The 23,284-nt window shown below is 59.3% G+C and carries 27 protein-coding genes; 15 read left to right on the top strand and 12 right to left on the bottom strand.

Annotated elements, in window-relative coordinates:
• Nucleotides 1–68: 68 nt before the first annotated feature.
• Together AAAX73_RS08825 and lexA are read right to left on the bottom strand one after the other, a co-directional pair.
• Nucleotides 69–182 carry a hypothetical protein gene (locus AAAX73_RS08825; RefSeq protein ID WP_349125669.1) on the bottom strand — a complete coding sequence of 38 codons (114 nt, stop codon included), beginning with the start codon at nucleotides 180–182 and terminating at the stop codon, nucleotides 69–71.
• A gap of 53 nt (nucleotides 183–235) precedes the next feature.
• Complete coding sequence (gene lexA / locus AAAX73_RS08820; RefSeq protein ID WP_215674789.1) at nucleotides 236–880, bottom strand: transcriptional repressor LexA; 645 nt, start codon at nucleotides 878–880, stop codon at nucleotides 236–238.
• A gap of 163 nt (nucleotides 881–1,043) precedes the next feature.
• Between lexA and AAAX73_RS08815 the strand changes: the two genes are divergently transcribed.
• From AAAX73_RS08815 to dut, 3 genes are read left to right on the top strand one after another with little or no spacing between them, the layout of a single operon-like run.
• Nucleotides 1,044–1,493 carry a LysM peptidoglycan-binding domain-containing protein gene (locus AAAX73_RS08815; protein ID WP_349125668.1) on the top strand — a complete coding sequence of 150 codons (450 nt, stop codon included), beginning with the start codon at nucleotides 1,044–1,046 and terminating at the stop codon, nucleotides 1,491–1,493.
• Nucleotides 1,494–1,544: 51 nt separating this feature from the next.
• Nucleotides 1,545–1,988 carry a transcriptional regulator NrdR gene (gene nrdR, locus AAAX73_RS08810; protein ID WP_055285168.1) on the top strand — a complete coding sequence of 148 codons (444 nt, stop codon included), beginning with the start codon at nucleotides 1,545–1,547 and terminating at the stop codon, nucleotides 1,986–1,988.
• 4 nt (nucleotides 1,989–1,992) lie between these two features.
• The gene (dut, locus tag AAAX73_RS08805; RefSeq protein WP_349125667.1) at nucleotides 1,993–2,436 is read left to right on the top strand and encodes a dUTP diphosphatase; all 444 of its coding nucleotides are present in this window, start codon (nucleotides 1,993–1,995) and stop codon (nucleotides 2,434–2,436) included.
• 456 nt (nucleotides 2,437–2,892) lie between these two features.
• Here dut and AAAX73_RS08800 read toward each other — a convergent pair whose 3' ends face one another.
• A complete protein-coding gene (locus tag AAAX73_RS08800; protein WP_349125666.1) occupies nucleotides 2,893–4,194 on the bottom strand; it encodes a glycosyltransferase in 1,302 nt (433 codons plus the stop codon).
• Between the two features lie 117 nt (nucleotides 4,195–4,311).
• On the opposite strand from AAAX73_RS08800, the gene AAAX73_RS08795 reads away from it, so the two are divergent.
• Nucleotides 4,312–5,250: an FAD-dependent oxidoreductase gene (locus AAAX73_RS08795; RefSeq protein WP_349125665.1), complete on the top strand. Its 939-nt coding sequence runs from the start codon at nucleotides 4,312–4,314 to the stop codon at nucleotides 5,248–5,250.
• A gap of 154 nt (nucleotides 5,251–5,404) precedes the next feature.
• The gene (locus AAAX73_RS08790) at nucleotides 5,405–6,016 is read left to right on the top strand and encodes a DUF1836 domain-containing protein (protein WP_199411531.1); all 612 of its coding nucleotides are present in this window, start codon (nucleotides 5,405–5,407) and stop codon (nucleotides 6,014–6,016) included.
• 72 nt (nucleotides 6,017–6,088) lie between these two features.
• On the opposite strand, the gene AAAX73_RS08785 is transcribed toward AAAX73_RS08790, so the two are convergent.
• From AAAX73_RS08785 to AAAX73_RS08760, 6 genes are all read right to left on the bottom strand, one after another.
• Complete coding sequence (locus tag AAAX73_RS08785; protein WP_349125664.1) at nucleotides 6,089–6,955, bottom strand: DegV family protein; 867 nt, start codon at nucleotides 6,953–6,955, stop codon at nucleotides 6,089–6,091.
• 175 nt (nucleotides 6,956–7,130) lie between these two features.
• Nucleotides 7,131–8,237, bottom strand: coding sequence for an NlpC/P60 family protein (locus tag AAAX73_RS08780; protein WP_349125663.1), 1,107 nt, complete (start codon nucleotides 8,235–8,237; stop codon nucleotides 7,131–7,133).
• Nucleotides 8,238–8,269: 32 nt separating this feature from the next.
• Complete coding sequence (locus AAAX73_RS08775) at nucleotides 8,270–8,800, bottom strand: adenine phosphoribosyltransferase (RefSeq protein WP_349125662.1); 531 nt, start codon at nucleotides 8,798–8,800, stop codon at nucleotides 8,270–8,272.
• Between the two features lie 38 nt (nucleotides 8,801–8,838).
• Nucleotides 8,839–9,723, bottom strand: a complete 885-nt coding sequence (locus AAAX73_RS08770; protein WP_349125661.1) for a MerR family transcriptional regulator — start codon at nucleotides 9,721–9,723, stop codon at nucleotides 8,839–8,841.
• Between the two features lie 3 nt (nucleotides 9,724–9,726).
• A complete protein-coding gene (locus AAAX73_RS08765) occupies nucleotides 9,727–10,161 on the bottom strand; it encodes an FHA domain-containing protein (RefSeq protein ID WP_022094516.1) in 435 nt (144 codons plus the stop codon).
• A gap of 66 nt (nucleotides 10,162–10,227) precedes the next feature.
• Nucleotides 10,228–10,932 (bottom strand): CDP-alcohol phosphatidyltransferase family protein, encoded by a 705-nt coding sequence (locus AAAX73_RS08760; protein WP_349125660.1) that lies wholly within the window; start codon nucleotides 10,930–10,932, stop codon nucleotides 10,228–10,230.
• A 477-nt stretch (nucleotides 10,933–11,409) separates the two neighbouring features.
• Between AAAX73_RS08760 and AAAX73_RS08755 the strand changes: the two genes are divergently transcribed.
• Genes AAAX73_RS08755 through AAAX73_RS08730 form a run of 6 tightly spaced genes read left to right on the top strand, consistent with a single transcriptional unit; the run spans nucleotide 11,410 to nucleotide 16,296 of the window.
• The gene (locus AAAX73_RS08755) at nucleotides 11,410–12,138 is read left to right on the top strand and encodes a lantibiotic protection ABC transporter ATP-binding protein (protein WP_349125659.1); all 729 of its coding nucleotides are present in this window, start codon (nucleotides 11,410–11,412) and stop codon (nucleotides 12,136–12,138) included.
• The gene (locus AAAX73_RS08750) at nucleotides 12,135–12,905 is read left to right on the top strand and encodes a hypothetical protein (protein WP_349125658.1); all 771 of its coding nucleotides are present in this window, start codon (nucleotides 12,135–12,137) and stop codon (nucleotides 12,903–12,905) included. The genes AAAX73_RS08755 and AAAX73_RS08750 overlap by 4 nt, the downstream gene beginning before the upstream one ends.
• Complete coding sequence (locus AAAX73_RS08745) at nucleotides 12,905–13,720, top strand: lantibiotic ABC transporter permease (RefSeq protein ID WP_349125657.1); 816 nt, start codon at nucleotides 12,905–12,907, stop codon at nucleotides 13,718–13,720. Before AAAX73_RS08750 ends, AAAX73_RS08745 begins: the two co-directional genes overlap by 1 nt.
• Nucleotides 13,713–14,114: a hypothetical protein gene (locus AAAX73_RS08740; protein WP_349125656.1), complete on the top strand. Its 402-nt coding sequence runs from the start codon at nucleotides 13,713–13,715 to the stop codon at nucleotides 14,112–14,114. The genes AAAX73_RS08745 and AAAX73_RS08740 overlap by 8 nt, the downstream gene beginning before the upstream one ends.
• Before the next feature lie 44 nt (nucleotides 14,115–14,158).
• Nucleotides 14,159–14,821 (top strand): response regulator transcription factor, encoded by a 663-nt coding sequence (locus tag AAAX73_RS08735; protein ID WP_349125655.1) that lies wholly within the window; start codon nucleotides 14,159–14,161, stop codon nucleotides 14,819–14,821.
• A gap of 26 nt (nucleotides 14,822–14,847) precedes the next feature.
• Nucleotides 14,848–16,296, top strand: coding sequence for a HAMP domain-containing sensor histidine kinase (locus AAAX73_RS08730; RefSeq protein WP_349125654.1), 1,449 nt, complete (start codon nucleotides 14,848–14,850; stop codon nucleotides 16,294–16,296).
• Here the strand turns inward: AAAX73_RS08730 and AAAX73_RS08725 are convergent.
• Together AAAX73_RS08725 and AAAX73_RS08720 are read right to left on the bottom strand one after the other, a co-directional pair.
• Nucleotides 16,278–16,451: a ribbon-helix-helix domain-containing protein gene (locus AAAX73_RS08725; RefSeq protein ID WP_349125653.1), complete on the bottom strand. Its 174-nt coding sequence runs from the start codon at nucleotides 16,449–16,451 to the stop codon at nucleotides 16,278–16,280. The two genes, AAAX73_RS08730 and AAAX73_RS08725, sit on opposite strands and share 19 nt — an antisense overlap.
• 551 nt (nucleotides 16,452–17,002) lie before the next feature.
• A complete protein-coding gene (locus tag AAAX73_RS08720) occupies nucleotides 17,003–17,656 on the bottom strand; it encodes a DUF1648 domain-containing protein (protein ID WP_349076881.1) in 654 nt (217 codons plus the stop codon).
• Between the two features lie 1,246 nt (nucleotides 17,657–18,902).
• Between AAAX73_RS08720 and AAAX73_RS08715 the strand changes: the two genes are divergently transcribed.
• The 3 genes from AAAX73_RS08715 to AAAX73_RS08705 all read left to right on the top strand — a co-directional run bounded on the left by AAAX73_RS08715 (nucleotide 18,903) and on the right by AAAX73_RS08705 (nucleotide 21,585).
• Entirely contained in the window at nucleotides 18,903–20,717 is a 1,815-nt protein-coding gene (locus AAAX73_RS08715) for an ABC transporter ATP-binding protein (RefSeq protein WP_349125652.1), read from the top strand.
• Between the two features lies 1 nt (nucleotide 20,718).
• The gene (locus AAAX73_RS08710) at nucleotides 20,719–21,147 is read left to right on the top strand and encodes a hypothetical protein (protein WP_349125651.1); all 429 of its coding nucleotides are present in this window, start codon (nucleotides 20,719–20,721) and stop codon (nucleotides 21,145–21,147) included.
• Nucleotides 21,148–21,366: 219 nt separating this feature from the next.
• A complete protein-coding gene (locus AAAX73_RS08705) occupies nucleotides 21,367–21,585 on the top strand; it encodes a hypothetical protein (RefSeq protein WP_349125650.1) in 219 nt (72 codons plus the stop codon).
• Nucleotides 21,586–21,849: 264 nt separating this feature from the next.
• On the opposite strand, the gene AAAX73_RS08700 is transcribed toward AAAX73_RS08705, so the two are convergent.
• On the bottom strand, nucleotides 21,850–22,254 hold the full coding sequence (locus AAAX73_RS08700) for a hypothetical protein (protein WP_349125649.1): 405 nt from the start codon (nucleotides 22,252–22,254) through the stop codon (nucleotides 21,850–21,852).
• A gap of 164 nt (nucleotides 22,255–22,418) precedes the next feature.
• Here AAAX73_RS08700 and AAAX73_RS08695 point away from each other — a divergent pair, with 164 nt between their 5' ends.
• Nucleotides 22,419–22,958, top strand: coding sequence for a DUF6273 domain-containing protein (locus AAAX73_RS08695; protein ID WP_349125648.1), 540 nt, complete (start codon nucleotides 22,419–22,421; stop codon nucleotides 22,956–22,958).
• The last annotated feature ends 326 nt before the right edge of the window (nucleotides 22,959–23,284 follow it).

Here is a 23,284-nt window from a genome sequence, read left to right as displayed (position 1 = left end):
TCCCTCCATCGCGGGCCGGGGGATTCCGGCCCCTCTGGGGTTGCCTACCCGGATTCGCGACTCAGGACTCAGCGCAACGCGTTGCGCTGAGTCCTGAGGCTGTTGCAATGAAGATGAGAATCAAGGGGCATCTTCCAACCATATAGGTAGGCAAGGTCGTAGCAGGCATGAAATCCCGCCATCGACAGCATGGTAAACCCGCGAATGGTATCAAAGACCGTGATGCGTTTTTGCATTACGAGAACCGGCGCATCAAGCCGACGACCTTGCCCAGGATTGTGGGATTTGTCGCATAGATAGGCTCCATAGTGTCGTTTTCGGGCTGCAGGCGAACGCGTCCCTGTTCCTTATAGAACGTTTTGACTGTTGCGGAACCATCGATCATGGCCACGACAATCTCGCCATTCATGGCGCTCTTCTGCTCGCGGACGATGATGTAGTCGCCGTTATAGATACCGACGTTAATCATCGAATTGCCGTGGACCTCGAGGATAAAGGACCCCTGGTCCGTTGCGATCTCGGTTGGGATGGTAAAGGTGTCCTCGATATTCTGCTCGGCAAGAATAGGAATCCCTGCAGCGACACGGCCTACGAGAGGCAGCGATACGGTGCCGCGAGGCGCCGTGGGCTCATCGGACTTTGAGATGGATACGGAAGATCCGTCCTCGTCAAAGAGCTCGAGGGCGCGAGGCTTGGTGGCGTCACGCTTGAGCAAGCCTCGCGCTTCGAGTGCGGAGAGATGCGCATGTACGGTGCTGGGGGAGGAAAGGCCCACAGCCGAAGCCATCTCGCGCACACTGGGCGGATAGCCCTTTTCCTGCTGATATTCCTTGATGAAGTCGTAAATTTGCTGCTGACGCTTGGTAATTTTGCGAGCCATCAGGGATTCCTCTCTACCCATACCAAACAAATGTTCTATTATTGCTTGACAGGAACAACTGTTCGAAGATAATAATAACCGAACACTCGTTCCCGCGCTAGACTTTTTTGTCCCCGCGGCTTGATAAAACAGTTCTCGTCAAAACAAACGAGAGGGGAACAGAATGAACGCAGCGGATATGGTCCAGGGAAACCTTGCCCTTAAGCTCGAGGCGCCTGCCTCGCCTGCCTTCACGGTCGTGAAGGGTGGACGCTCTCATTTTCAGGCCGTGGCCACTAAACCTGTTCGCACCCAGCGTGCAGCCGCTGCTTCGGCTCCTGTTGCCCTGAAGGCTTCGACGATTGTTGCTGTTGCTGTAGCATTCACCCTGTTCTTTGTGCTCGCCACGTCAGTTTTTTCTGCTCGTCAAGCATCGTATGCCGATTCCGTAGCCAACGTCACCTACGAGACGGTTCGTGTGCAGTCCGGCGATTCCCTGTGGTCGCTTGCCCAGGAGCATCCCATCGATGGCCTTTCCACGCAGGAGACTTCCGACATGATTCGTAGTGTCAATCACCTCGATCGCGGCTCCCTTGATGCCGGTGCAGTTCTGAAAGTTCCGGCTCGTTCGTAAGATTTCCGCTCGGTCGCATGGTACCCTTGTTATCGTTTAGGAGGAGGTACCATGCGCTGTCCCAAATGCGGCAAGGCACATACCCGCGTTGTCGATTCCCGCATGCAGGAGTCGAACAACACTATCAAGCGTCGTCGCGAATGCTGTTCGTGCAATTATCGTTTTACGACGTTCGAGCGCTGCGAAGATCCCATCGAGGTTATCAAATCCGACGGGTCTAAGCAGCGGTTCGATCGCAACAAGCTGCTGGTCGGCCTGATGCGCGCCACGATTAAGCGCGATATCGACACGAAAAAGCTCAACGAGATCATCGATGATATCGAGGTGGAGTTGCGTTCGCGTACGCTGACGGCTGTTACGTCCCACGAACTGGGCGATATGGTGCTCAAGCGCCTGGCCAAGATCGACAAGGTGGCCTACATTCGCTTTGCCTCGGTCTATCGCGATTTCAAAGACGTCGACGAGTTTTTGCAAGAGCTCGACAAGCTAAGGTGATTTCATGTCCAACATTACCGTTAACATTAAGCGTCTCGATCCCACGGTCGAGCTTCCCAAATACGCACATCCCACGGATGCCGGCCTTGACCTCCGTGCCAACGAAGACTGCACCCTCAAGCCCTTTGAGCGCCGCTTGGTCTCCACTGGCTTGGCCATTGCGCTGCCCGATGGCTACGCCGGCTTTGTCCAGCCCCGCAGCGGTCTAGCCATTAAGCAGGGCCTGTCTATAGTCAACACGCCCGGTCTCATCGACGCCCACTATCGAGGCGAGCTTAAGGTCATCCTCATCAACCTGGATCCCACCAACAATATCCAGATCAGCAAAGGCGACCGCATCGCCCAACTCGTCATCCAAGAAGTCCCTACAGTCAATCTCGTAGAGGTAGACGAACTAGATAAAACCGACAGAGGCAACGGAGGCTTCGGCTCCAGCGGCGTCGCCTAGTTGCTTCTGTTCGCTCACCCGTGGGAGGGCCCTATATATCAGCCCGTGCTCAAACATTCTCGTGGGGCACTCGTATCCCTCCCGCCTGCCTCTCACACATATCATTCCATGCTCAAACATTCTCGCTTCGCTTCGCTCGCTGCGAAACTGCGCGTGGAACGATATGCGAGAGAGGCAGGCGGGCGGCTACTCGCTTGAAAAAATATTTACATTCTAGTTAGCCGACGCGACAAAGGACTAGTCTCTTTGTCGCGTCGGCTAACTGTATTTATCTTTTCCGGTCTCGCCTTTGTTGGTTCTACTGGAGGGGAATCTAGTGTAGGTGCTAGTACGTAAACGCAGCTTGCCTGTGGGGGGGCATATATATCGTCCCGCGCGCAGTTTCGCAGCGAAGCGAGAATGTTTGAGCACGGGATGATATATATGCCCCCCCACAGGCAAGCGGACAGTCCGAAGCTAGCGGATATGCGCGGGCTTCCCGCCCCAGTAGAAGCGGCAGAAGGCACGTTTACGTTTTTGGGGTTTGCCTGCAAGCTCCATGGTTGCGATGGCGATATCCTCGGCTGCGCGTGGACGGCGCAGCACTTCGCCGTTAATGAGTAGTGCCTTGAGCGATTCGGGATGATCGTGGAGATGGCGCAGTGTCACGATGAGCTCGCGTGCGGTCGTGACATGCATGCTGGCGCCCATGCCGGTGAGCATGGTGGTGTTGGCCTTTTCCTGGCCGTAGGACTTGCCCAGCAGAATCATCGGCAGGTGTGCGCACAGGCATTCGGTAACAGTGAGTCCGCCCGATTTGAGAATTGCTAGGTCACAGCCGTGCATAAGCGCTGCCATGTCATCGACGTAGTCAAGAACCGTGACGTTCTCGAGTTTCATGGCATCGAAAAGCGTTTTGAGACGGGTGGCATATTCGGCATCCTTGCCCGGCAAAAAGACAAAGTGCATGTCCTCGAAGCTGCGCAGGAAGGGGAGGGTGCGGTCCATCTCCGCGCGAAAGCGAACGTACGGTTGAGGCAAACTGGCGCCGGCCATCACCAGCACAACGAGCTTGTCTGTGGGGAGATTGAACTTCTCGAGTTCTTCCTCGCGGTTATAGTCCGTATCAAACCCGGCGCGAATGGGGATGCCCGTAATGCGGATCTTTGCCTCGGGAACCTTACGGGGTCGGAGTGTTTCGGCCATAAACTCGTTTGCCACGCAGAATAGGTCGGCGTCCTTATGGGGCCACCAACCCTCGACCTCGTAATCGGTCGGTACGCAAATGACGGGATAGTCGATTCCCGTAATGACGCGCGCGCCGACGGCGACGTTGGCTGCCGTGATATGTGTGGCTACCACGGCAATGGGCCTGCGAGTTCGAACGTATTCGTTAAATGCGGGGAACATGATGCGCGACCATGCCGTGCCACCGCCCCAAAGCAGGTGTCCGGTAAGGGTATAACGCCAGGTCAAGTCATAGATTGGGCGCGTGGCGCCGGTAAACGAGGCGGCCGTTTTGTTGCCGTCGAATTTTATGCGTCCAAAATCAAGGATATCGAGCACTTCAATCTCAATATCCTCTGGGATGCCATTGGTGCCGCGGATGAGGTCGAATGCCTGCGCAATTGCATTTGCGGCGGCCTTGTGGCCCGAGCCGACCGAGGCGTGCACGATAGTCACGAGAGGTTTTTGCTGAGCCAAGAGCGTGGTTTGTTCCGATTGGGGAGTGCTGTGCGTGGGCAGGGGAGCGTCGTCGCTCGTCTGCGTCTGATCCATCGATATCTCCCCTTCATCTTTGTTTCACAGAGAATCATTGTAGTGCATGAGTGTCACGTTCGCATAAATTTGGGTATGAGCGCAAAGAACGCCAATCTTTCGACAGGAGGTCTCTTCATGACTACTCATCAGCCGATCGATGTTGCGATTATCGGCGGCGGGCCTGCGGGCTATGCTGCAGCCATTTACGCGGCGCGCGCCAACCTAACGACGACCGTGATAGAGCAAGGTATGTCGGGAGGACAGATCGCCACAACCAATGAGGTCGAGAACTATCCGGGCATTCCGCTCTTGAGTGGCGCCGAACTCGGCGAGCGGTTTCAGCAACATGCAGAGGGCCTGGGGGCACAGGTTGCATGGAGCATGGTTACAGGTATCGATTACGATGCGGATGCGGCGCTGTTTACGGTGCATCACGATATGGGCGTTACGCTGGCCTCGAGCGTTATCGCTTGCATGGGTGCCACGCCGCGATCTGCTGGTTTTGTTGGCGAGGATACGTATCGCGGTCGTGGCGTTTCTTATTGCGCGACGTGCGATGGCATGTTCTTTCGCGGTAAACAGGTCTTTGTCATCGGTGGCGGTAATGCTGCCTGTGAGGAAGCCCTGTTCTTGTCAGAAATCGCCAGCAGCGTGACCATCGTCTTGCGCCGCGATCAGTTCCGTGCCCCCGATGGCGTGGTTCAAAAGGTGCTCGCAAAAGATAATATTTTAGTTAGGTACCAAACTAGTATTGTTGAGCTTTCTGGTGAGGCGATGCCCACGACAATCACGTTTAAGGACAATGCGACTAGTGAAATGCACGCTGAGTCCTTTGATCCTGGTTCGTTTGGCATATTTGTCTTTGCTGGCACGCAGCCCCATACCGAGCTTGTAGAGCATCTGGTGGATCTGGCGCCCGACGGCGGTATTGTGACCGACGAATCGATGGCCACCCGCACGCCTGGCTTATTTGCTGCCGGCGATATCCGTTCCAAGCGTTTACGCCAAGTTGTGACCGCCGTTTCGGACGGAGCCATAGCGGCTACCAGCGCATACGCTTTCCTACACGGATAAGTACGATAATATATCTTATGTAAGGTTGTTATCTTCAAACAAAGTGGTTGGGCAGTGCATCAATGTGCTGTCAAACCACTTTTACTTAGCGGCTATGTGATATGCAAAACTAGATGACCTAGAATACAATATAGATAACGAACGGAGGATCCTTATGAACCACGTCAAACATGTTATCCCAATGTCCGATACATCGGTCAGCATTAAGCCGGAGGATATTCAGCCGACGGTGCTGCCGGATGCATTTATTCAGTCCGATATGGTGGGTAAGCTCAACGCTTTGAGCCTGCCACGCTATGACCAGCTGCCCAACGTAACGCTCTATCGCGATCAGGTTATTGAATATGTTGCGCTGTGGATGGAGCCGCTTTCGATTTGCGTAGAGCAGCCCGTTATCACACCATCGATGATCAATAACTACGTGAAGGTCGGTCTCGTTCCTGCTCCGGTTAAAAAGCAGTATGGCCGTGAGCAGATTGCGCGTCTCATCGCCATTTGTATCTTTAAGCAGGTGCTGCCCATCGCTGCGGTTCAGGCACTCTTTAATATTCAGCGCTTGAGTTACGACGCTCCGACTGCTTTCGATTATGTAGTCGATCAACTTGAGGCATCGATTCGTGCGGCGTTTTCCGTCGAGCAGACTCCCGTGCCCGATACCGCCCATCAGGTCACGCGCGAGTCGCTGCTCGTGCGCAGTGCGGTATCGTCCTTCGTTTCGAAGGCATACCTGATGAGCTACCTTAAGTTTAATGGGTTTAATAGCTAATCGAGGCATAAGACGGGCGGGATAAAGAGCCATTGGCCCCTTATCCCGCCCGTGCGTTTGTCTAGTTGGAAATTATCGGCCCGAAGCCACGCCCATGCCGTAGCCGATGATGAGGCCGTGCATCTCGGCATAGTATGAATCTAGCCCGTTACAGGGCATGATGATAGTCTTGGAGCCTGGCCAGCGCTCCGCAATTCGGCTGGCAAGTGCCTGGGCGCCTACCTCATTCTCGACGTGGTCGATAACGACCTCGCCGCCAGTAAAGCCTTCGGCCTCCATGGTGTCGACAATCTTGGTGAGCATCTTCTTTTCGCCGCGGGTGTGACCAACGAGTTCAATTTTGCCCGCTTCGCTCGCCGTGCCCAAAATGCGGATATTGAGCTTGTTAGCAATAACGCCGGCCGCCTTAGGGATACGTCCGGCCTTCGCAAGGTTTTCGTAATTGCACAAACTAAAGAGGATCTTGCTGTTCTGCTCCAAGCTATCGAAATAGGCGCAGGCGTCCTCAAAGGAGGTATCTGGGTTGCTTGCAAGATAGCGGTCGAACAGCAGGAAGATCAAATCCATTTTGCCACCTGCGGCTCGCGAGTTAACCAAATGAATCTGACGGTCCGGCTCCTCGGCAAGCACCATGTCACGTGCGGTGGCCGCGGCATTGTAGCTTCCCGAGACTCCCTCGGAGATGGGCATGCAAATCGTCTTGTCGGCAAGCCTAAAGAGTTCGGTCCACTCGCCTACGCTCGGACAGGCGCTCGAAGAAGCGCTCGACTCCGCCTGCACGGCGCAATTGAGTTCGTGAACATCGAGCGTGAGGTCATCGACGAACTCGCGCTCCCCCACTCGAATTTTGAGGGGTGCAAATGCAAAGGTGGTATGGGGCGCGGTCGGTTGCCAATCGCGGAGGTTGCAGCTCGAATCGGAGATAAGTGCCCAGCTCATAGAGGGTCCTTTCTAGATGTTTCTCATTTATTATAGCCATCTTGCTTACCTTTGAAACGTGCATCTAGTATTGAAAACTAGCTCATTGGGGTCATGTATGGAGCACGGTCACAAATAAATGAACCTCGCAGCCCAAAGGCCACGAGGTTCACATTCGTTTGCTATACAGAGTGACTTAGTAGCGCACGAAAATGTAGTTGTTGTTCATGCCGGCTGCGACGGAGCTGATGATGACGCCCGTCTTGTAGTCGGAAGCATGGATCATCTGACCATTACCGATATAGATGCCAGTATGGTAGGAGTTAACCACGACATCGCCCGGTTGCGGGTCGGACACGCGGGTCCAACCCATGAAGGTGCCGGTGGTGCCCAGACGGCAGTAGCGGCCCGTGAGACAGTAGCTTACAAAACCGGAGCAGTCAAAGCTGTCCGGTCCAATGCCGCCCCAGGAATAAGCGCAACCCAGCTTGCTGTAGGCACGCGAAACAACGGAGCCGCCGTCAACAGACTGGTTCGGTGCGGAAGGCGTCGGAGCCGGAGCCGGAGCCGGGGCGGGCTGCGGCGTAGGGGCCGGAGCGGGCGTAGGAGTGGGCGCGGGCGTATTGCCGCCATCGTTGGTGTTCTCAGTCGTACCGGCGGTGTCGTTGCTCACCGTAGCCTTCTCGGCGGTGCTGGCGTTAATGCCGGCCTGAAGTGCTGCGTTGGCTTCAGCCTCGGCGGCAAGCTCGGCCTGCAGCTGGGAGTCCAGGGAGCTCACGACACTCTGGGCCTCAGCCTGCTGGGCGTTGAGCTCGTCGACCTTCTTCTGCGTCGCGGCGACGTTCTTCTCCTGCTCGGCCTGCTTATCGGTGAGCTGCTGCTTAAGGTCCTTGACATCCTGAATGGTCTGGGCCTGCTTGTCGGAAACCTTGCCGTAATAGAACAGACGGTTGAGCATGTCGCCCAGATCGTCGACGCCCGTCAGAACCTGAAGGAGACTCAGACCGCCGGTCTTGTACTCACCGGCAACGTAGCTCGAAAGCTTTGCCTGGCCCTCGGCAATCTCTTGCTGCTTTTGCGTGATCTCGCCTGCAGTCTGATCAAGCTCCTGCGTCTGTGCGGAGAGTTCTTCATGAATTTGCTGGGTTTGCGTGCCGATCTGCTCGAGTTTGGTACGAGCGGCGGCAAGGTCGGATGCGGTATCGGCATAGGCAGGAGCCGCGAGGCCCAGGCCCAAAACACAAGCGAGGGTTGCCGTAGCAGCGCAGCGTGCCATGTTTTTATGCGTGTTTGCTGTGCGCATGGAGCTTCCTTTCCGGTATCTAAGGGTAACGTCTAGTCCACCGTTACCAGGCTAAAGAGCTCAACGTCCTCGTTGGAAGGCGTGAGCTTCTCGCGCGGGTTGAGAAACGCAAGCTCGAGGATACAACCGTAACCCACAAGCTTTGCGCCCATATCTCGCACCAGTTTACCTGTTGCCTCGACGGTTCCGCCCGTCGCGACCAAGTCATCCAGAATCAACACGGTATCTTTAGAGGTAATGGCATCGGCGTGGATCTCGATAGAGTCGGTGCCATATTCGAGCTCGTAGCTCTCGCTTACCGTCTTGCGCGGCAGCTTGCCCGGCTTGCGTGCGGGCACAAAGCCAGCGCCCAGGGCGACGGCCACGGGCACGCCGACCATAAAGCCGCGGGCCTCGGGACCCACGACCTTGGTGATGCCCATGCCGGCAAAATGCTCAGCCAGGGCATCAACCATGGCCTTTAGCGCCTCGGGATTACCAAAGAGCGGCGTGATGTCCTTAAAGATGACTCCGGGCTCGGGATAGTCGGGGATGTCGACGATGTGAGATTCGAAGTCGTACATGGCATGACCTTTCAGGGGAGGCTGGTTTGTAGCAGCGTCTATTTGGCCGCGCTGGCGGTGCCGGCGCGTGAGGGGGTGACAACCTTGAGCGGCTGCACGAGGGATTCCTCACGCACGGGGACCGCGGAGGTAGATGCCTCTTCGCTTTTGGCCTTGGTTGACTCGGAGCGTGCGATCTCCTCGTCGAGGGCATCGATATCGGCATCCTCCACCACGGCGTTGAGTGACTCAAATACACGGTTCTTGAGCAGAGCGGTATGGACGCCCTCGGTGAGGTCATGCAGCTTCTTAAATGCACGCTCGAGCTTGGCATCGCGCTCGTCGTCGGAAGTATCCATACCGAGCATGCTTACGAGCACCTGCTCAAACATCGAGGACTCGCGGTTTGCGGACGATACGTACTGGCGCAGGTTGCGCGGCTCGATATGGAAGCGCGAAAGCTCGGAGCAATAGCGGATGATCGGGAAATCGCGGCCATCGACAAGCTCGCGATTCTGCGGGCTCTTGATGATGCGAATAAGGTCGTTTTCGGCCAGGGAGCGGATAAACGAGATCTCGACGCCAAGCATATCGGGGATGGTCTCGATGGGATGCAGCTTTTGCTTAGTCTCTTTGGGTTCCGTCTTGAGCGGAACATCGGACAGCAGACCCACCTCGTAGGCGAGCGTAGACAGGTCCGTGGCGTTTTCCAGGCGCTGCTTGATCACATTGAGCGGCATGTAGCGAGTCTTCTGGAGGTGCAGAATGACCTCAAGGCGGTCAACGTCCTCCTTGGAGTACTGACGATAGCCCTTAGGCGTGCGATGAGGGGTGATGAGCCCCTCATCTTCGAGAAATCTAATTTTTGAGTTCGAAAGATCGGGGTATGCGCCTCGAAGTAGATTGACGACCTGGCCGATACTCAGATAGTTGCGTTCGGCCATGCCCTACTCACCGGTTTCGATGCGCTCCGGCGTGCTCTCGTGGTAGATGAGCGTAAACGTACCGATCTGGACGGAAGAACCATCGTGCAGCGGTGCACCGTTGACGATGGCGCCATCAACCCACGTACCGTTGAGCGAGCCCAGGTCCTCGATGCGGGCACCCAGACCCTCGCGAATAATGCGCGCATGGCTACGCGACACGGTCATGTCGTTGAGGAAGATGCCGTTAGCGGGATCGCGGCCGATGGTGGTCACATTATCCTCGAGCTCAAAGGCTGCACCGGTTTGAGGGCCTTTGACGATAGATAAGACGGGCGCGGTGATGTGCACGTTGGCCATGAGGTCGGGAACGGTGACATCGCTCGAAGGAACGCGGAAAACGCAGGTGGCGTCTGAGGCCTTATCGTTCTGAGGCATATTGTTAACCATGTTGTCCATGACAACCCCTAACTTAACGCGGACATGCCGCAAAGAATGAACTGTACGTAATCATACCCCAACGACTTAGTCTTCGATTTCGGGGTTAAGAAAGTCGATGTCTTCGTCCTCGGGATGCGCCACGGCTTGTTTAATGGCCGCTCCACCCTTAATGGAATAGATGACGGCGGTGAGCATGGAGAAGATGACGCCGCCGTACACAAAGAAGATGCCAAGCGGTACCGGGCTGCCGTTGAGGCCCGGGAAGGCCGTGAACGTGGCGGGCAGCAGATGCCAGCCATCCACAGTGGGAAAGCCTAACAGCATGAGCGAGAAGCCGGTCATGAGCAGCGCCGTCGCAATCTTGCCGGGAAAGACGACGTCGATGGGGCGGCGGTGATAGTGGCGCACGATGAGCGTGCCGATACCAAGGTAGATATCGCGACCAATGATGAGCACGCAGACCCAGATGGGAAGCTCGCCGCGGACCACCAGGCCCAGTACGCCGGTAAATAGCAGCGCACGGTCGCAGATGGGATCCATAACCTTGCCGAGCCACGAGACCGTTTTGGTCATGCGGGCAATCTGGCCGTCCATCCAGTCGGTGGAGGCCGCGATGGCATAGATGACGATGGCGACGACACGGTTGTTGTCCGTCACAAACAGGTACAGGAAGACCAGCGTGAGGATCAGACGCGTGAAGGTAATGAAATTGGAGATCGTGAAGATCTTATTCGACGGGTAATCGGAAGTGCCGATAAGCTCCTTTTTGATCTTCTTTTTGATGCCCACAGGACTCCCCCGCTGGTAAACGACAAAACTTTCGATACTATACCCGTTCTAGCGATGTCTATCCAGCGCGAGCATAGAGAGTCCAGACATGAGGACGGTATCGGACGGGATGTCTATCGCTTTTGTGTACATCAGCCACCAAACATACCAAACATGTCTTTTTTGGAGGCTGGTGTACAGGTTTTTGTTGCGCAGACGAATTAAGGGGGAAAGTCGTTGATTCTTCGTTGCTTTAAGTAATTGATTTTTAAACAAAAAAGTCAGGCACTAAGTGCGCGCCATGGGCACCTCCGTCCTTGTTATCGCGATAAACATACCATGAGTGGCGTACGGGTCGTGAAGGGCTGGCGCCAAAAGAGCCCAACGGCCGTTACAGCTTCGTTAGAAACGCGCCCCACCATGGATGGTGAACCCGAAAGGCAAGGCGCGCGGGCACGGCGACTCGGCCCGCGCGCCCGGAAGAGAAAGGACGAACCCATGGGCTACATGCTCGAGACGCGCGCGCTCACCAAGCGCTTCGGCCGCGGCGACCAGGCGCAGGATGCCGTGGCCGACGTGAGCCTTCATATCCGCGAGGGCGAGGTGTACGGGCTGCTCGGCCCCAACGGCGCCGGCAAGTCGACAACGCTCAAGATGATCTGCGGGATGCTGCGGCCGACGGCCGGGGAGATCCTCTTTGCCGGGCACGCCTGGCGCCGCGAGGACCTCTACGCAATCGGCAGCCTCATCGAGGAGGCGCCGCTCTACCCCAACCTCACCGCGCGCGAGAACCTGCGCGTGCGCACCACGCTGCTGGGCCTTCCCGAGAGCCGCGTAGATGAGGTGCTCGCCGCCGTGGACCTCGCGGACACCGGGAAGAAGCGCGCCGGGCGCTTCTCGATGGGCATGCGGCAGCGCCTGGGGCTCGCGCTGGCGCTGATCGCTCGGCCACGCCTGCTCGTGCTCGACGAGCCCACCAACGGCCTCGACCCCATCGGCATCGAGGAGCTGCGCGACCAGATCCGCGGCTTCGCGGCGGCGGGCACGACGGTGATCGTCTCGAGCCACATCCTCTCCGAGGTGCAGCAGATGGCTGACACCATCGGCATCATCTACGGGGGGCGCCTCGCCTACGAGGATGCGCTTCGGCCCGGGCAGGACCTCGAGGAACTCTTCATGAGCGTCTGCCGGGAGGGGCGTCGAGCGCGCGGGGAGGTGGCGGCATGACGGGCGAGAAAGGCGGCCTGCTCGCGGGCCTGCGCGCCGAGGCCCTGAAGTCGCGCCACGCGGCACCGGTTCGCCTGGCCGTGCTCATGGCGCTGCCGATGCCGCTGCTCGGCGCGATGCCCTACCGGGGCGTGCAGATCTTCAGCGCGTGGAACTACTGGTACGCGCTCTTCCTGCCCGTGGCTCTCTCGCTCGTGGTGGCGTGCGTCGCGCGGGCGGACGCGCGCACGCGGATGCGGGGGCTTCTGGGCCTGGGCTTCCCGCTCAGGCGCGCCTGGTGGGCCAAGGCGCTCTGGTGCCTCGCGCTCTGCGCGCTCTCGAACCTCGTGGTCTTCGGCATCTACCTCGCGGGATCGGCGTTCTCCTCGCAGGGCCTCACGGCCGCGGGCACGCTCACGATGCTCCTCTGCGCGCTCGCCAACACGGTGACCGCGGCGTGGATGATCCCCGCAGGGCTCTTCCTCACGGCGCGGCTCGGCATGCTCGCGGGCATCTTCTGCCCGCTCGCCGCGCAGCTCGTGGGTGGTTTCGCCTGGTCGCTGGTGCCGCTGCCGCAGCTCTTTCCGCCGTCGGCGAGCATGGTCATCCCCACGAGCTTCATCCCCGTGCTGCCGAGCGGCGAGCCACTCGCGGCGGACATGGCGCTCGGCGGGGCGCTCACGGCGGACGGCATGCTCACACTGGCGGGCCTTGCGGTCTGCGCGCTCGCGTTCGCCGCGCTCACGGCGGCGGGCGCGGCCTGGTTCGCGCGCTCCGAGGAGAGGTGATGGCCATGACACGACTCCCCGACCCGACGCCGCGCATGACTCTCCCGCGGGCCCTGCTCTCCGAGGCCCTGCGCCTGGCGCGCTCCCCGCTCACGGCGGTGCACCTCGTCTGCGGCCTGGCAGCCGGTCTTGCCTGCGGCGAGTACTTCTCCGTTACCCGATGGGACCCGGCGCTGGGCGCGGACGCCTACGCCCAGTTCCTCGGCGCCCTCATGCCGCTCATGTCCGCCATCGTCTGCGGGCTCGCCGTGGACGAGGAGCGCGCTGCCGGGCGCCTCGCCAACCTCACGGCGGTCCCCTCGCGCGGGCGCGCCGTCGCGGCGAAGCTGCTCGCCCTTGCGGCGCTCGGCGCGGGCGCGCTGGCCGTGGCGCTCGGCGTGTTCGGGGCCGTGCTCGCCGTCGCCGGGCGCCTGCCGCTCGGGCCCGCTCCGCTTGCGGCCGCCTGGGCGGGCATCGTGCTGGGCAGCCTGCCCCTCTACGCGCTGGGGCTCGGCGTGGCCCTGCGCCTCGGCCGCAACGCCGCCATCGGCGCCGGCGCGGCGGGGATGCTCCTCGCGTTCTTCTCGGTGGGCGGACTTGCGCACGGCCTCATGACCGGCGAGCTCACCGGTGCCCTGGCGACGCCCCTGAGCTGGGTGCCGCTCGCCTGGCCCGCGCGCCTGGGGTCGCTCGGGGTGGAGGCCTTCATCGACGCCGCACGCGCGGCGGGCCCTCTCCTCACGACTGCGCTCGCTGGCCTCGTGCTCGCCCTGGCAGCCGCCGCCGTCCTTCTGGCCTGGTTCTGCCGCTTCGAGGACGGGAGGGCAGATGAGTAGGAAGCCGCTCGCCGCCGTGCTCGCCCTCCTCTCCGCAGCGCTCATCCTGGGCGGGAATGCCCTGCTCGACGCCGGCTGGGGGTCGGCGCTGCGCTCGATCGCCGACCGCGTGCTGCCCAACCCTGAGATCACCATGTGGGCACCCGCGCCCGAGCCCGGCAGCCACGCGAGCTCCTACGCCGACGCCACCGGGGCGGGGGCGAACTACGTCTACCTGGTGGACGCGGCGGACGACAGGGGCAATGTCCGAGAGCTCCAGCTCATCTTCTTCGGACGGGAGTCGGACGGCGAGGGCTGGCTCGAGATCGAGGCGCGCGGCGGCTCGGGCGTGCGCTACCGCGCGTGCGATGCGGCCGAGGCGCCCGCGGCTGCGCGCGGGGCTCTAGACCGCTGAGCGCGGCGCAAGTACAATGCAACGGGAGTTTCAGGAGGTCGAATATGGCGAGGATACTGGCAGTGGATGATGAGCGGGCGATCCTCGACGCGCTCGCGCGCGTCCTCGGCCGCGACGGCCATGAGGTCGTCAAGGCGGCGGACCCGACGGCGGTCCCGGGGATGGACCTCTCGCGCTTCGACCTCGTGCTCTGCGACGTCATGATGCCGGGGCTCGACGGCTTCGAGCTCGTGCGGCAGATCCGCCCGGACTTCGACGGGCCCATCATATTCCTGACCGCGCGCGTGGCCGAGGAGGACGCCGTGGCCGGCTACGGCCTGGGCGCCGACGACTACGTCCGCAAGCCCTTCGGGGCCGCGGAGCTGCGCGCCAAGGTCGCGGCCCATCTACGCCGTGAGCGCCGGCCGCGCTCGCACGCCCTCTCCTTCGGGGAGGTGCGGATCGACCTCGGGGCGCGCGGCCTCGCCGTGGGCGGCGAGGCCGTACCGCTCACGCCCACCGAGTACGCCATCTGCGAGTACCTCGCCCGCCACCCCAGGCAGGTCATGAGCCGCGCGCAGATCCGCGAGGCGGTGCTCGGCTGGGAGAGCGACGCCGACGACGCGGCCATATCCATGCAGGTCAGCCGCGCCCGGAGGAAACTCTCCGAGGCCGGCGCCGATCCGATCGCGACCGTCTGGGGGATGGGGTACAAGTGGCAGCTCTGAGGACCGGGGCGCGAGGTCGCGGGGGCATGCCGCTCTCCTTCGTCATCGCGCGCTACTTCGCCTACGCGTTCGCGGCGGTCGCCACGGCGTGGCTCGCCTCGTTCATGGCGCTCTCCGCGGCGATCAACGCGGGCTTCGTCTACGAGGCAAGCTGGGGGCCGGCCAATGCGCGCGAGGTCGCGGAGGGCCTGGCACGCGACGGCGTCTGCGGGCAGCAGGACGTGCCGACGGCGTACCGCTACCTCATCCTGAACAAGGACGGATACGTGCTGATGACAGACCTCGAGGGCACGCGGCTCGAGGACGCGACGGAAATGGCCCGTGCGGCACTCGCCGCGGATCCGGGCACAGTGGAGATCGAGGGCGGGGGCTCGGGCCTCACCTACGCCGCGTTCCCGCTCAAGGGCGGCGGGGCCTGCGCACTCGCCAGCGAGTACCTGCCGCAGTGGGTCTCGCGCGACCTCGCCGGCCTGCTTCCCAACCCGCAGAGCCTCATGCTCGTCGGCGCCGCTGCGGGAAGCGCGCTCGCGCTCGCGCTCGTGGCGCGCCGCGCGAGCCGCGTGATCTCGCGCAAGATGGCGCCGCTCGCGGAGGCGGCGGGGCGCGTCGGCGCGGGGGAGCTCGACTTCGCGGTCGGCAGCACCAACGTGCGCGAGGTGAACGACGTCCTCGCCGCGATGGACGCCATGCGGGCCTCCCTCGCCGAGTCGCTCGAGGCCCGCTGGGCCGCGGAGCGGGGGCAGCGCGAGCAGGTGGCGTCGCTCGCCCACGACCTCAAGACGCCGCTCACCGTGCTGCGCGCCAACGCCGACTTCGTGGCGGAGGAGCTGGAAGACGAGAAAGACGCCGACCTCGCGGCCGCCGCGCGCGACATAGCCGGCGGTGTCGAAAGGCTCGACGGCTACGTGCGCCTGCTCATCGAGACCTCGCGCGGGTCCGGCGGGGCGGAGAGGGCCCCCATGCGGCCGGCCGAGCTCTGCGAGCAGGTCCTCGCCGAGGCCGCCCAGATCGCCCGGGCGCGAGGCGTGACGCTCGACGCGGCCACGGGCCCCGCTGTCGCGGGCGCGCCCGAGGCCCCGCTCGACCGAACCGCCCTGGCGCGAGCCGCCGCGAACCTTGTGGTCAACGCCGCCGAGCACGCGCGCTCGCGCGTGGCGGTCTCCTGCGACGTCGAGGGCGGCCACCTCGTCATCGAGGTGGCCGACGACGGACCGGGCTTCTCTCCCGCCGCCCTCGAACGCGGCTGCGAGCGCCTCTTCACAGACGACTCCTCCCGCTCCTCGCGCGACGGAGGCCGCCACTACGGGCTCGGCCTCCACGCCGCCTCCGAGGCCGCGAGCGCCCACGGGGGCTCCGTCTCGCTCGCCAACAGCCCCTCGGGCGGCGCGGTGGCCACCATCGCGGTCCCCCTGTGCGGGCCTGACGACTCAGGCCCGCACACCGGCGTGCCTCGCAATCAAACGCTTCCCGGATAATTCATGAGGCCGTACTCGTATTCGAGCCTGCCTATCTCTGCGGCAAGCGCCTCCGTCATGTAGAAGGTTTTCGTGCGGCCCGTCGACTTCGCCAGGCGGTCGTACCTGTTCGCGAGGTCCTCGGGGATTCTCTGGGCTGCGGTGGCGGTTGCCATGACGCACCTCCCGGTTAGATGTAATACGTGTATTACTTTCTATCACATCACCCGAACCCCGCATCGGCGTACGGCCGCATCTGCTTTTTTACCTTACATTATGTCAACCGGGCCGTGCTCGGCTTGTTCAGCCGGATTAAATCAACCGTTAAATCAATCCAGGCCTGCAAGGGGCGGTGGAAATCCTTTGAGGACTGAGGGCGCCGTCCCCAGGCCGGCTCCTCGATGGCCGCGGCTGAATTCCCCTGCCATCGGCTGCGTGGGTTCCGGCACGGGGCTCTGGCGCTGCTCGAACTGGGCGCAAGACTCGGCTGTTGGTCGTACCGGACGGCATACGTTTTGAGACCGGCAAGCTGATGCCGGCTCGAGGACAGCGGCCCGGTGCACCGGGCCGATCGATAGCGGTCTCAGGTTCACAGCGCAGTTTCTCAGGGCTCGCATATATAGGAAGACTTGATTGGCAATCGATTTTAATGAAGTCGGCAGCGCATGTCAGAGTTTTCAACAAATTTAACATGCCACCCTTTATATCCGCACGCGCGTAATTCAACTCATAAGGACCGGCTATCCCTTACCTGTGACACAATCTCAAACGCACAGAACAGAATCATCAGTCCAATCATCGCATAAGAGGCAGCCGAACCTTCAAGCACTATTCCACAAAGAACAATCTCCGCGCCGCCAATAAGAACTGTTATCAGGCGCTCTGCCTTTTTGCTCTCGCCGCTCGCATAAAAAGGCGGCAAAGCGCACAAGATCACATATAGCCCGGGAAGGGAATACAGGATCGATAGTCCAAGCCCCCCATCAACCGCAGTGTTTTGCGTAAGAATCAACTGAACCCAAACGGCAATTATCACTGAGCAGGTTGTCGATAAAAGAAGACTAGAAATATAGCACGCAACAAAGTCCCGTCGCATTCGAACAGAGAAATCCGCGAACTCTCTTCGCCGCGTGGAAACAATAAGGTACACCGAAATTGCAATAGAACCAATCAGAGAAAACAGCGGAACAACCAGCAATTCAAGCTTATTACCCCATCGATCAACCACACCCCCACTCCAATGAGCGGGAATTGTATCAGGGAGGACTGACCAAGCCGCCCATAGAATCAGAAATGGAAGAATAGAGAGGATGAAAGATGATAACACTGCAGTAATTTTTTTTGAGGCTCTCATCGATTCCGCATCTCCTTGCGCGCCCACATTCCACTCCGCCTTAAATCAAGTATACGTTTTGAGACCGGCAAGCTGTTGCCGGCTCGAGGACAGCGGCCCGGTGCACCGGGCCGATCGATAGAGGACTCAGGTTCACAGCGCAGTTTCTTGGGGCTCGCATATATAGGAAGACTTGATCGGCAATCGATTTTAATGAAGTCTACAGCGCATGTCAGAGCTTTCAACAAACCGCAGGTAAATCCGTGTACCAAAAATTGGTACACGGATTTACCTGCGATGTTCATGCTTGGTCAAAAGCCCATCAAGCGATATATCCATTATTTTAATGCGCGCGCCTGAGCTTTTGGCTGAAGTGGCAGTCCGACCGCCGGCAGGCGGCCACGCTATGTCCAAAGGCCACGCCTACTCCCAGTGCCCGGCTACGTCGACGACCCAGTGCTGCCCGTCGAGTTCCTGCCGCAGAGCTACATCAGGGACGTCTTATTGGGGGACGACCGCATGGAACCCCGGGAGATCAAGCTGTACGGCTGATCCATCCGTCAACAACATGTCAAAGCCCCAACCCCCACAGGATCGCGAACGAGGGGATGAATTGACCGCCCGGGTATTTGCGCCCGGGCGGTCAATTTTATCAACCATGGGTGCGATTCTGTGAGGCCATTTTTCTGGCATCCGCCGTTTGCTCCGGTCTCAACGCACCCATCGACCGTTCAGTAATCTTTGCGAACGCGACCACGTGCGCATTTGTCGAACAATCAAATGTCCGACAATGTCTGACGGAGCTGTCAGACATTCACGCACGAACAGGCGAGCTTCGCGAGCGATTGTAGGCATCTAGTAGCCCCAGCTGCGTCTTTGGCGCAGGTTCAACGTCTGACATCTTGAATGTCTGACGTTGAACGAAGCTGGTTGATAACAAGCAGGTGGAATAAACATGGAGCCCGACACCTCTCGCGCAATCGGCGCGCGGCAAGGGTCTGGCCCATCTCATATGTTGCCAACGCTAACGGTGAACCTGAGCGCCCGGGCACATTCTTTGTTGGCTGAAACCGGCATAGCAACTAACGGAAGGCATCATCGAAGGAGTGTGCTGGAAAGCACCCGTCTCCTTAACTGTTAGAAATGCAAGTTAATAATCTATGTGGTCAATATAATACCGTTGAACCCGCATATCGATACCGCTCAGCCATTCGCCTCGCCCCCATCGCACGCATCTTCATTCGGTCTGTCATTATTAATCTAACGATGCTTTGAGAAATGTAGGTGCTTCTAAATGTACTGTCGACTTCTTCTCAAACTAATCCTAAGAGACAGGGCCGTATGGATCTCTACGCTCGTTCTTGCCGCAGCCTTCTCCATCCCCATTGCGTTCAATTCACCAATTTACGGCCCCTTCTTTATGAAGCAGGGCATGCAGGGCTTTGTCGACGCATTCAATACGCGCGCACCCCAAGCCAACGGCATAGACCTATCGCCAGAGCAGCAAGTCGACGCGGAGCTTGCAAGATACGCGAACGCCGCTCTTGCCGCTCAAACCGACGCCGCCTTTCTCGATTCTGCCGAGAGCTACTACGCGCTCATGGACGAAGGCTTCCAATCCGGATCCATCGTGGGAGACCGAGAGACCAATGACGCGGCGCTCGCATATTGCCGTGCTCTGAGCAGTTCCGGCATCACGCACATTCCAGCCTCCGCAAGCGATCTGCCATTCCTTTCCTTCCTGCCTTACGCCATTGCCATGGTGCCGTCTTTCCTTCCCTTCATTCCCTTCCTTCTCTCGTCGATACTCCTGCTCGGGGCCACAAGGCCTGCGACCCTGGCGGCGAAGGCGCCCGTGCCCAAATTCCGGCGCCTTATCCAGACCGTGTTTTCGATAATCGCCGCGGGGACCGCGATGCTCCTCGCCGGCCTTGCACCCGGGGGCATTTACGCCTTGGCCCTAAACGGCTTCGGGCAAATTGGGTACCCGATCGTCTTCTTCCATGACGGCGCGCTTACCACCACGACTGCGGGAAACGTCTTCGCAGCCCTGCTTCTCGCGCTGCTTGCGGGCGGAACTTTGATATCCGTTTGCTCCGCCGTCCTATCGACCGCAACGAGGCGCGTCCTCGCGGGCCCCCTTACCTCCGCGCTGCTTGTCGCGGCCCCGGCATTCCCGTTACTGTCCGATTCGGCACTGGAGCATAACGCCGCGCTCAATCTCCTGCCGCTGCCCGTATTCTCGCCTATCGAGGCAACGGGTTACGTAGGATGCTTCCCGACAGAATTCATTGGCTCCGGTTCAGGCAGCGCATCGATGCTTGCCGTGGCCCTGGCATACGTCGCGGTCTTTTTTACGGTCGGCGCCGTTGCGACACGTTCCCCCAAACAGCCTGGACCCGCGAAAAAGCACCATGGGCTCGAGCTTCTAGACGCGAGCGTGGGATACGGAAGCACGACGATACTTTCAATCGGGTCGCTTTTCCTGAGCCCGGGAACGGCGGCGGGCCTCGTTGCTCCCAACGGCTCGGGGAAAACCACCCTTCTTGAAGCGCTGTCGGGCCAATTTCCCACCCGCATCCGCTCGGGAAGCCTGGCGGCAGACGGAATCTGCCAACGTCGATCAGCCGAATTTGCAGAACTCGTCTACCTGAGCTCTTCGGGCAGCGCGGATCTCTATCCCACGCTATCGGCCATCGAGCACCTTGCTTTCGTTAGGGAGGCGTGGAAATCGGCCGCCGACATCGACTCGCTCTGCGACTCCCTCGGAATCTCCCCATATCTCGACAAGCCGACCCGTAAACTCTCGACAGGAATGAAGCAGCAGGTAAAGCTTGCCATGGCGATAGCGACCGATTGCCCGTACCTCATCCTCGATGAACCGCTGAACGGCCTCGATCCGGGAAAACGGAAAACCTCCTGCGACGCGATGCGCAGCGAAGTGGCGCGGGGACGCAGCGTGCTCATTTCAAGCCATCTACTCGACGACCTGGCAGACCTCACCAACTCGTTCTACTTCATCGAGGCCGGCACGCTCGTGGAAAAGATCAAGTCGTCCTCGCAGGCGCTCAAGCAGGAATACCTCGATACATACGAGGGAGGTGAATGACATGATAGGCAAGAGCTATGCAAAGATAGCGATTGTTGGCTTTGTACTTTGTCTTGCAATGGTGCTATGTGCATCATTTGCGAGGTATAGGTCCGAGCAGTCGTTCATCGATGGCGCTGAAAATGGGTTTGGCATAGACGGGATGTATGTCAACGATGGCGCGACCAAGCCGTCTATGGCGATTCTTGCAGGCGAAGATATGGAATGGCAAATCTGTAATGACGATGGCTCTTGTATGAGTGGTCGTTTGGCCGCAACGAGCGATCCGAATTCGTTTGATCTTCTCGACAATGATGGATCGGATTGCGGTTCAGTTCACCTGTCGTATGCATCACGAGACGGGATGGACGGCATTCTCTACGTCTCCCACGAGACTGGCGATTTCAAGATGCGCAGGACTAACCGAGTGCCGGCTTTTATCGAGGAGTGAGAATTCCTGGCGGTCTGCCGATCAGGCCGCCAGGGTATCGAACCCCGCATTCATCCGTACACACACGGATGAATGCGGGAAGTGTCCGGATGAAGTTGATAATCAAGGAAACAATACCGTTCTGCCTGGGACGGCTTTGGCCTGGACTTTAACTACAACATCGCAATAGACACTTATCAGCTCGCGCAACGCGCATGGCCAGATCTCGGACGCTGGTGCATGGAGGACCTTCGAGATTTACTGGACATCCAAAACGACGACGCACACCGCGTGCTCGCCGACTGCGAAGACGAGATGGCTGTCTACAATGCGATCAGAAACGGCGTGAAGTCCGGAGATCTTTCTGTGGAACTGCCGCGCCGTCGCGCGAGCCGACCGGGCGACCCGGGCAATCTGGCCCCGGATCTCCCGGTCGTATTCCTACGATATCGCCCCTAAATCACCAATGTGTCAGATAAAGAATGATGCAATGGTTATGATCAAGCATACGGCGGATGCGGCGACTGCGCCTTTTTTCCTCTCCTGTAGTCCAACGAATAGGGTTGCCGTAAAGTAAAGGGCGGAAAGGCAGTCTATGGCAAGCAAAACGAGTTCCTTGGGCGGTTTCAGCAAAAGGTCGCTAGCAAAGAGTGCTGCGAGCAGGGTAAAGCCGATTGGGACCAAGTATCTCGATTGATTTTGCGACAGCATGGCAACTGCCTTTCAGAACAGGCAAGTGAAAAGTTGGTACGCTGCCCTTGCGGTTGCATACAAGGCGCCGCCAGGACCTTTTGTCACGTAACCGGCGATCACACCAGCGGTGCCAGCAACGTAGAGATCGCGCAGGCAAGCCTCCTCCTTCGGGATCAGCTTGACCTTGTGAGGGACAGGGCGGTTATTTGCAAATCCGTGAGAATCGCACCACGCCTTGGAATATGAATCCGTGCAGCGCCCGCGCTCAAAGGGGGATATATTGTAATTTTCGTCGTAGTTGTCTCCGACGTAGATCTCACTGCTCTCGGCGGGAGATCCCTCGTCGGCATAGGCTGCCGCAACGGGTACAAATGGTGTCATGACAAGGGAGAGGCAAAGAGTTGCTGAGACGATGGAGGGTAGACATTTCTTCATGGCGGGCTCCTTAATCTGGCCTTTGATAGTTACTCGATGTCGCCTCCTTCCGCTTTATATCCGTTGTATTCGGCGTATTTCTTTAATAAGGCAAGAGGTTCTTCCTCTCCTTCGGATGGGCCGATGATGTTTCCTTGATCATCCAGTATGAATACGGACGAAATATGCTCAAGTTCATATTGGTCATACACGGTCTTATCTTAATTTTTGCTGATGGCTCAGGCAAGGCGGGACTTACGTTCGAGGCGACCAACAATGCCCTGGCCCTACAGAGAATAAACGCCGCGAACACGCACGCCGGCGGCTGGGAGAAGTCCGAACTCCGCGGCCTCCTCAATACCGGCGACCTCTGGTCGCTTTTGCCTTGCGAACTCCAGTCCAAGGTGAAGTCCGTCACGAAGATGACCGACAACCTGGGCGACGGCGAGGCAGGCACCCCCTCGGCCACGACTGACAAGGTCTTCCTGCTCTCGATGACTGAAGTCTACGGTGACCTCCAGTCTGACGGCGCCCAGTACGAGTACTATAAATCCAAGGGCGTGACAACATCGAACTATTCCAGTGCTTCGTCGAGCAGCTATCACTGGACTCGCTCCGTGCATCCGAGCAACTCCGCGTCCTTCCGCTGTGTCCACAGCAACGGCAGCTATGACTACTACAGCGCGACGAACATCTACTGCGTGTTCCCCGCCTTCTGCTTTTAGCCTCATCTGCAACCAATGAAAAGCCCGTGCGATTCTGCGCGGGCTTTTCATTTGGCAAACAAACGAACGATTCTCGTCTTGAAGCATAGTTATCGGGTTGAGGAGAAATGGGGTCGTACAGCGGCTCTCAGAGCGTCTGCCGCACTCCCCCGCCATTACCCCTGCGGCGTCCTCGTATAGAGCCCATCCTGCTTGGCATTTCGTTGCAACAGCCCACTTGTCCACCGATCAAATGAACTGCTGGAATAAATACTGCGACACGCTTGTTCGTTACAGTCGCTATTTCTGTGTAAATCGCCGCGATAAATACAGCCTATACTCGGCTG

Origin of the sequence: Collinsella sp. CLA-ER-H9, assembly GCF_040092295.1 — a bacterium.
GTDB lineage: Bacteria > Actinomycetota > Coriobacteriia > Coriobacteriales > Coriobacteriaceae > Collinsella.
This window is presented reverse-complemented; position numbering and strand designations above follow the sequence as displayed.

What these genes read in the sequence shown, in the direction of transcription:
- AAAX73_RS08775 (WP_349125662.1), bottom strand. Translation starts at nt 8,800, where the DNA reads ATGTACGACTTCGAATCTCACATCGTCGACATCCCCGACTATCCCGAG.
- AAAX73_RS08790 (WP_199411531.1), top strand. Translation starts at nt 5,405, where the DNA reads ATGAACCACGTCAAACATGTTATCCCAATGTCCGATACATCGGTCAGC.
- AAAX73_RS08715 (WP_349125652.1), top strand. Translation starts at nt 18,903, where the DNA reads ATGTACTGTCGACTTCTTCTCAAACTAATCCTAAGAGACAGGGCCGTA.
- AAAX73_RS08735 (WP_349125655.1), top strand. Translation starts at nt 14,159, where the DNA reads ATGGCGAGGATACTGGCAGTGGATGATGAGCGGGCGATCCTCGACGCG.
- AAAX73_RS08815 (WP_349125668.1), top strand. Translation starts at nt 1,044, where the DNA reads ATGAACGCAGCGGATATGGTCCAGGGAAACCTTGCCCTTAAGCTCGAG.
- AAAX73_RS08755 (WP_349125659.1), top strand. Translation starts at nt 11,410, where the DNA reads ATGGGCTACATGCTCGAGACGCGCGCGCTCACCAAGCGCTTCGGCCGC.
- AAAX73_RS08730 (WP_349125654.1), top strand. Translation starts at nt 14,848, where the DNA reads ATGCCGCTCTCCTTCGTCATCGCGCGCTACTTCGCCTACGCGTTCGCG.
- AAAX73_RS08795 (WP_349125665.1), top strand. Translation starts at nt 4,312, where the DNA reads ATGACTACTCATCAGCCGATCGATGTTGCGATTATCGGCGGCGGGCCT.
- AAAX73_RS08750 (WP_349125658.1), top strand. Translation starts at nt 12,135, where the DNA reads ATGACGGGCGAGAAAGGCGGCCTGCTCGCGGGCCTGCGCGCCGAGGCC.
- AAAX73_RS08740 (WP_349125656.1), top strand. Translation starts at nt 13,713, where the DNA reads ATGAGTAGGAAGCCGCTCGCCGCCGTGCTCGCCCTCCTCTCCGCAGCG.
- AAAX73_RS08745 (WP_349125657.1), top strand. Translation starts at nt 12,905, where the DNA reads ATGGCCATGACACGACTCCCCGACCCGACGCCGCGCATGACTCTCCCG.
- AAAX73_RS08695 (WP_349125648.1), top strand. Translation starts at nt 22,419, where the DNA reads ATGCTCAAGTTCATATTGGTCATACACGGTCTTATCTTAATTTTTGCT.
- AAAX73_RS08700 (WP_349125649.1), bottom strand. Translation starts at nt 22,254, where the DNA reads ATGAAGAAATGTCTACCCTCCATCGTCTCAGCAACTCTTTGCCTCTCC.
- lexA (WP_215674789.1), bottom strand. Translation starts at nt 880, where the DNA reads ATGGCTCGCAAAATTACCAAGCGTCAGCAGCAAATTTACGACTTCATC.
- AAAX73_RS08705 (WP_349125650.1), top strand. Translation starts at nt 21,367, where the DNA reads ATGGAGGACCTTCGAGATTTACTGGACATCCAAAACGACGACGCACAC.
- AAAX73_RS08710 (WP_349125651.1), top strand. Translation starts at nt 20,719, where the DNA reads ATGATAGGCAAGAGCTATGCAAAGATAGCGATTGTTGGCTTTGTACTT.
- AAAX73_RS08725 (WP_349125653.1), bottom strand. Translation starts at nt 16,451, where the DNA reads ATGGCAACCGCCACCGCAGCCCAGAGAATCCCCGAGGACCTCGCGAAC.
- AAAX73_RS08825 (WP_349125669.1), bottom strand. Translation starts at nt 182, where the DNA reads ATGGCGGGATTTCATGCCTGCTACGACCTTGCCTACCTATATGGTTGG.
- nrdR (WP_055285168.1), top strand. Translation starts at nt 1,545, where the DNA reads ATGCGCTGTCCCAAATGCGGCAAGGCACATACCCGCGTTGTCGATTCC.
- AAAX73_RS08780 (WP_349125663.1), bottom strand. Translation starts at nt 8,237, where the DNA reads ATGCGCACAGCAAACACGCATAAAAACATGGCACGCTGCGCTGCTACG.
- AAAX73_RS08800 (WP_349125666.1), bottom strand. Translation starts at nt 4,194, where the DNA reads ATGGATCAGACGCAGACGAGCGACGACGCTCCCCTGCCCACGCACAGC.
- AAAX73_RS08770 (WP_349125661.1), bottom strand. Translation starts at nt 9,723, where the DNA reads ATGGCCGAACGCAACTATCTGAGTATCGGCCAGGTCGTCAATCTACTT.
- AAAX73_RS08785 (WP_349125664.1), bottom strand. Translation starts at nt 6,955, where the DNA reads ATGAGCTGGGCACTTATCTCCGATTCGAGCTGCAACCTCCGCGATTGG.
- AAAX73_RS08765 (WP_022094516.1), bottom strand. Translation starts at nt 10,161, where the DNA reads ATGGACAACATGGTTAACAATATGCCTCAGAACGATAAGGCCTCAGAC.
- dut (WP_349125667.1), top strand. Translation starts at nt 1,993, where the DNA reads ATGTCCAACATTACCGTTAACATTAAGCGTCTCGATCCCACGGTCGAG.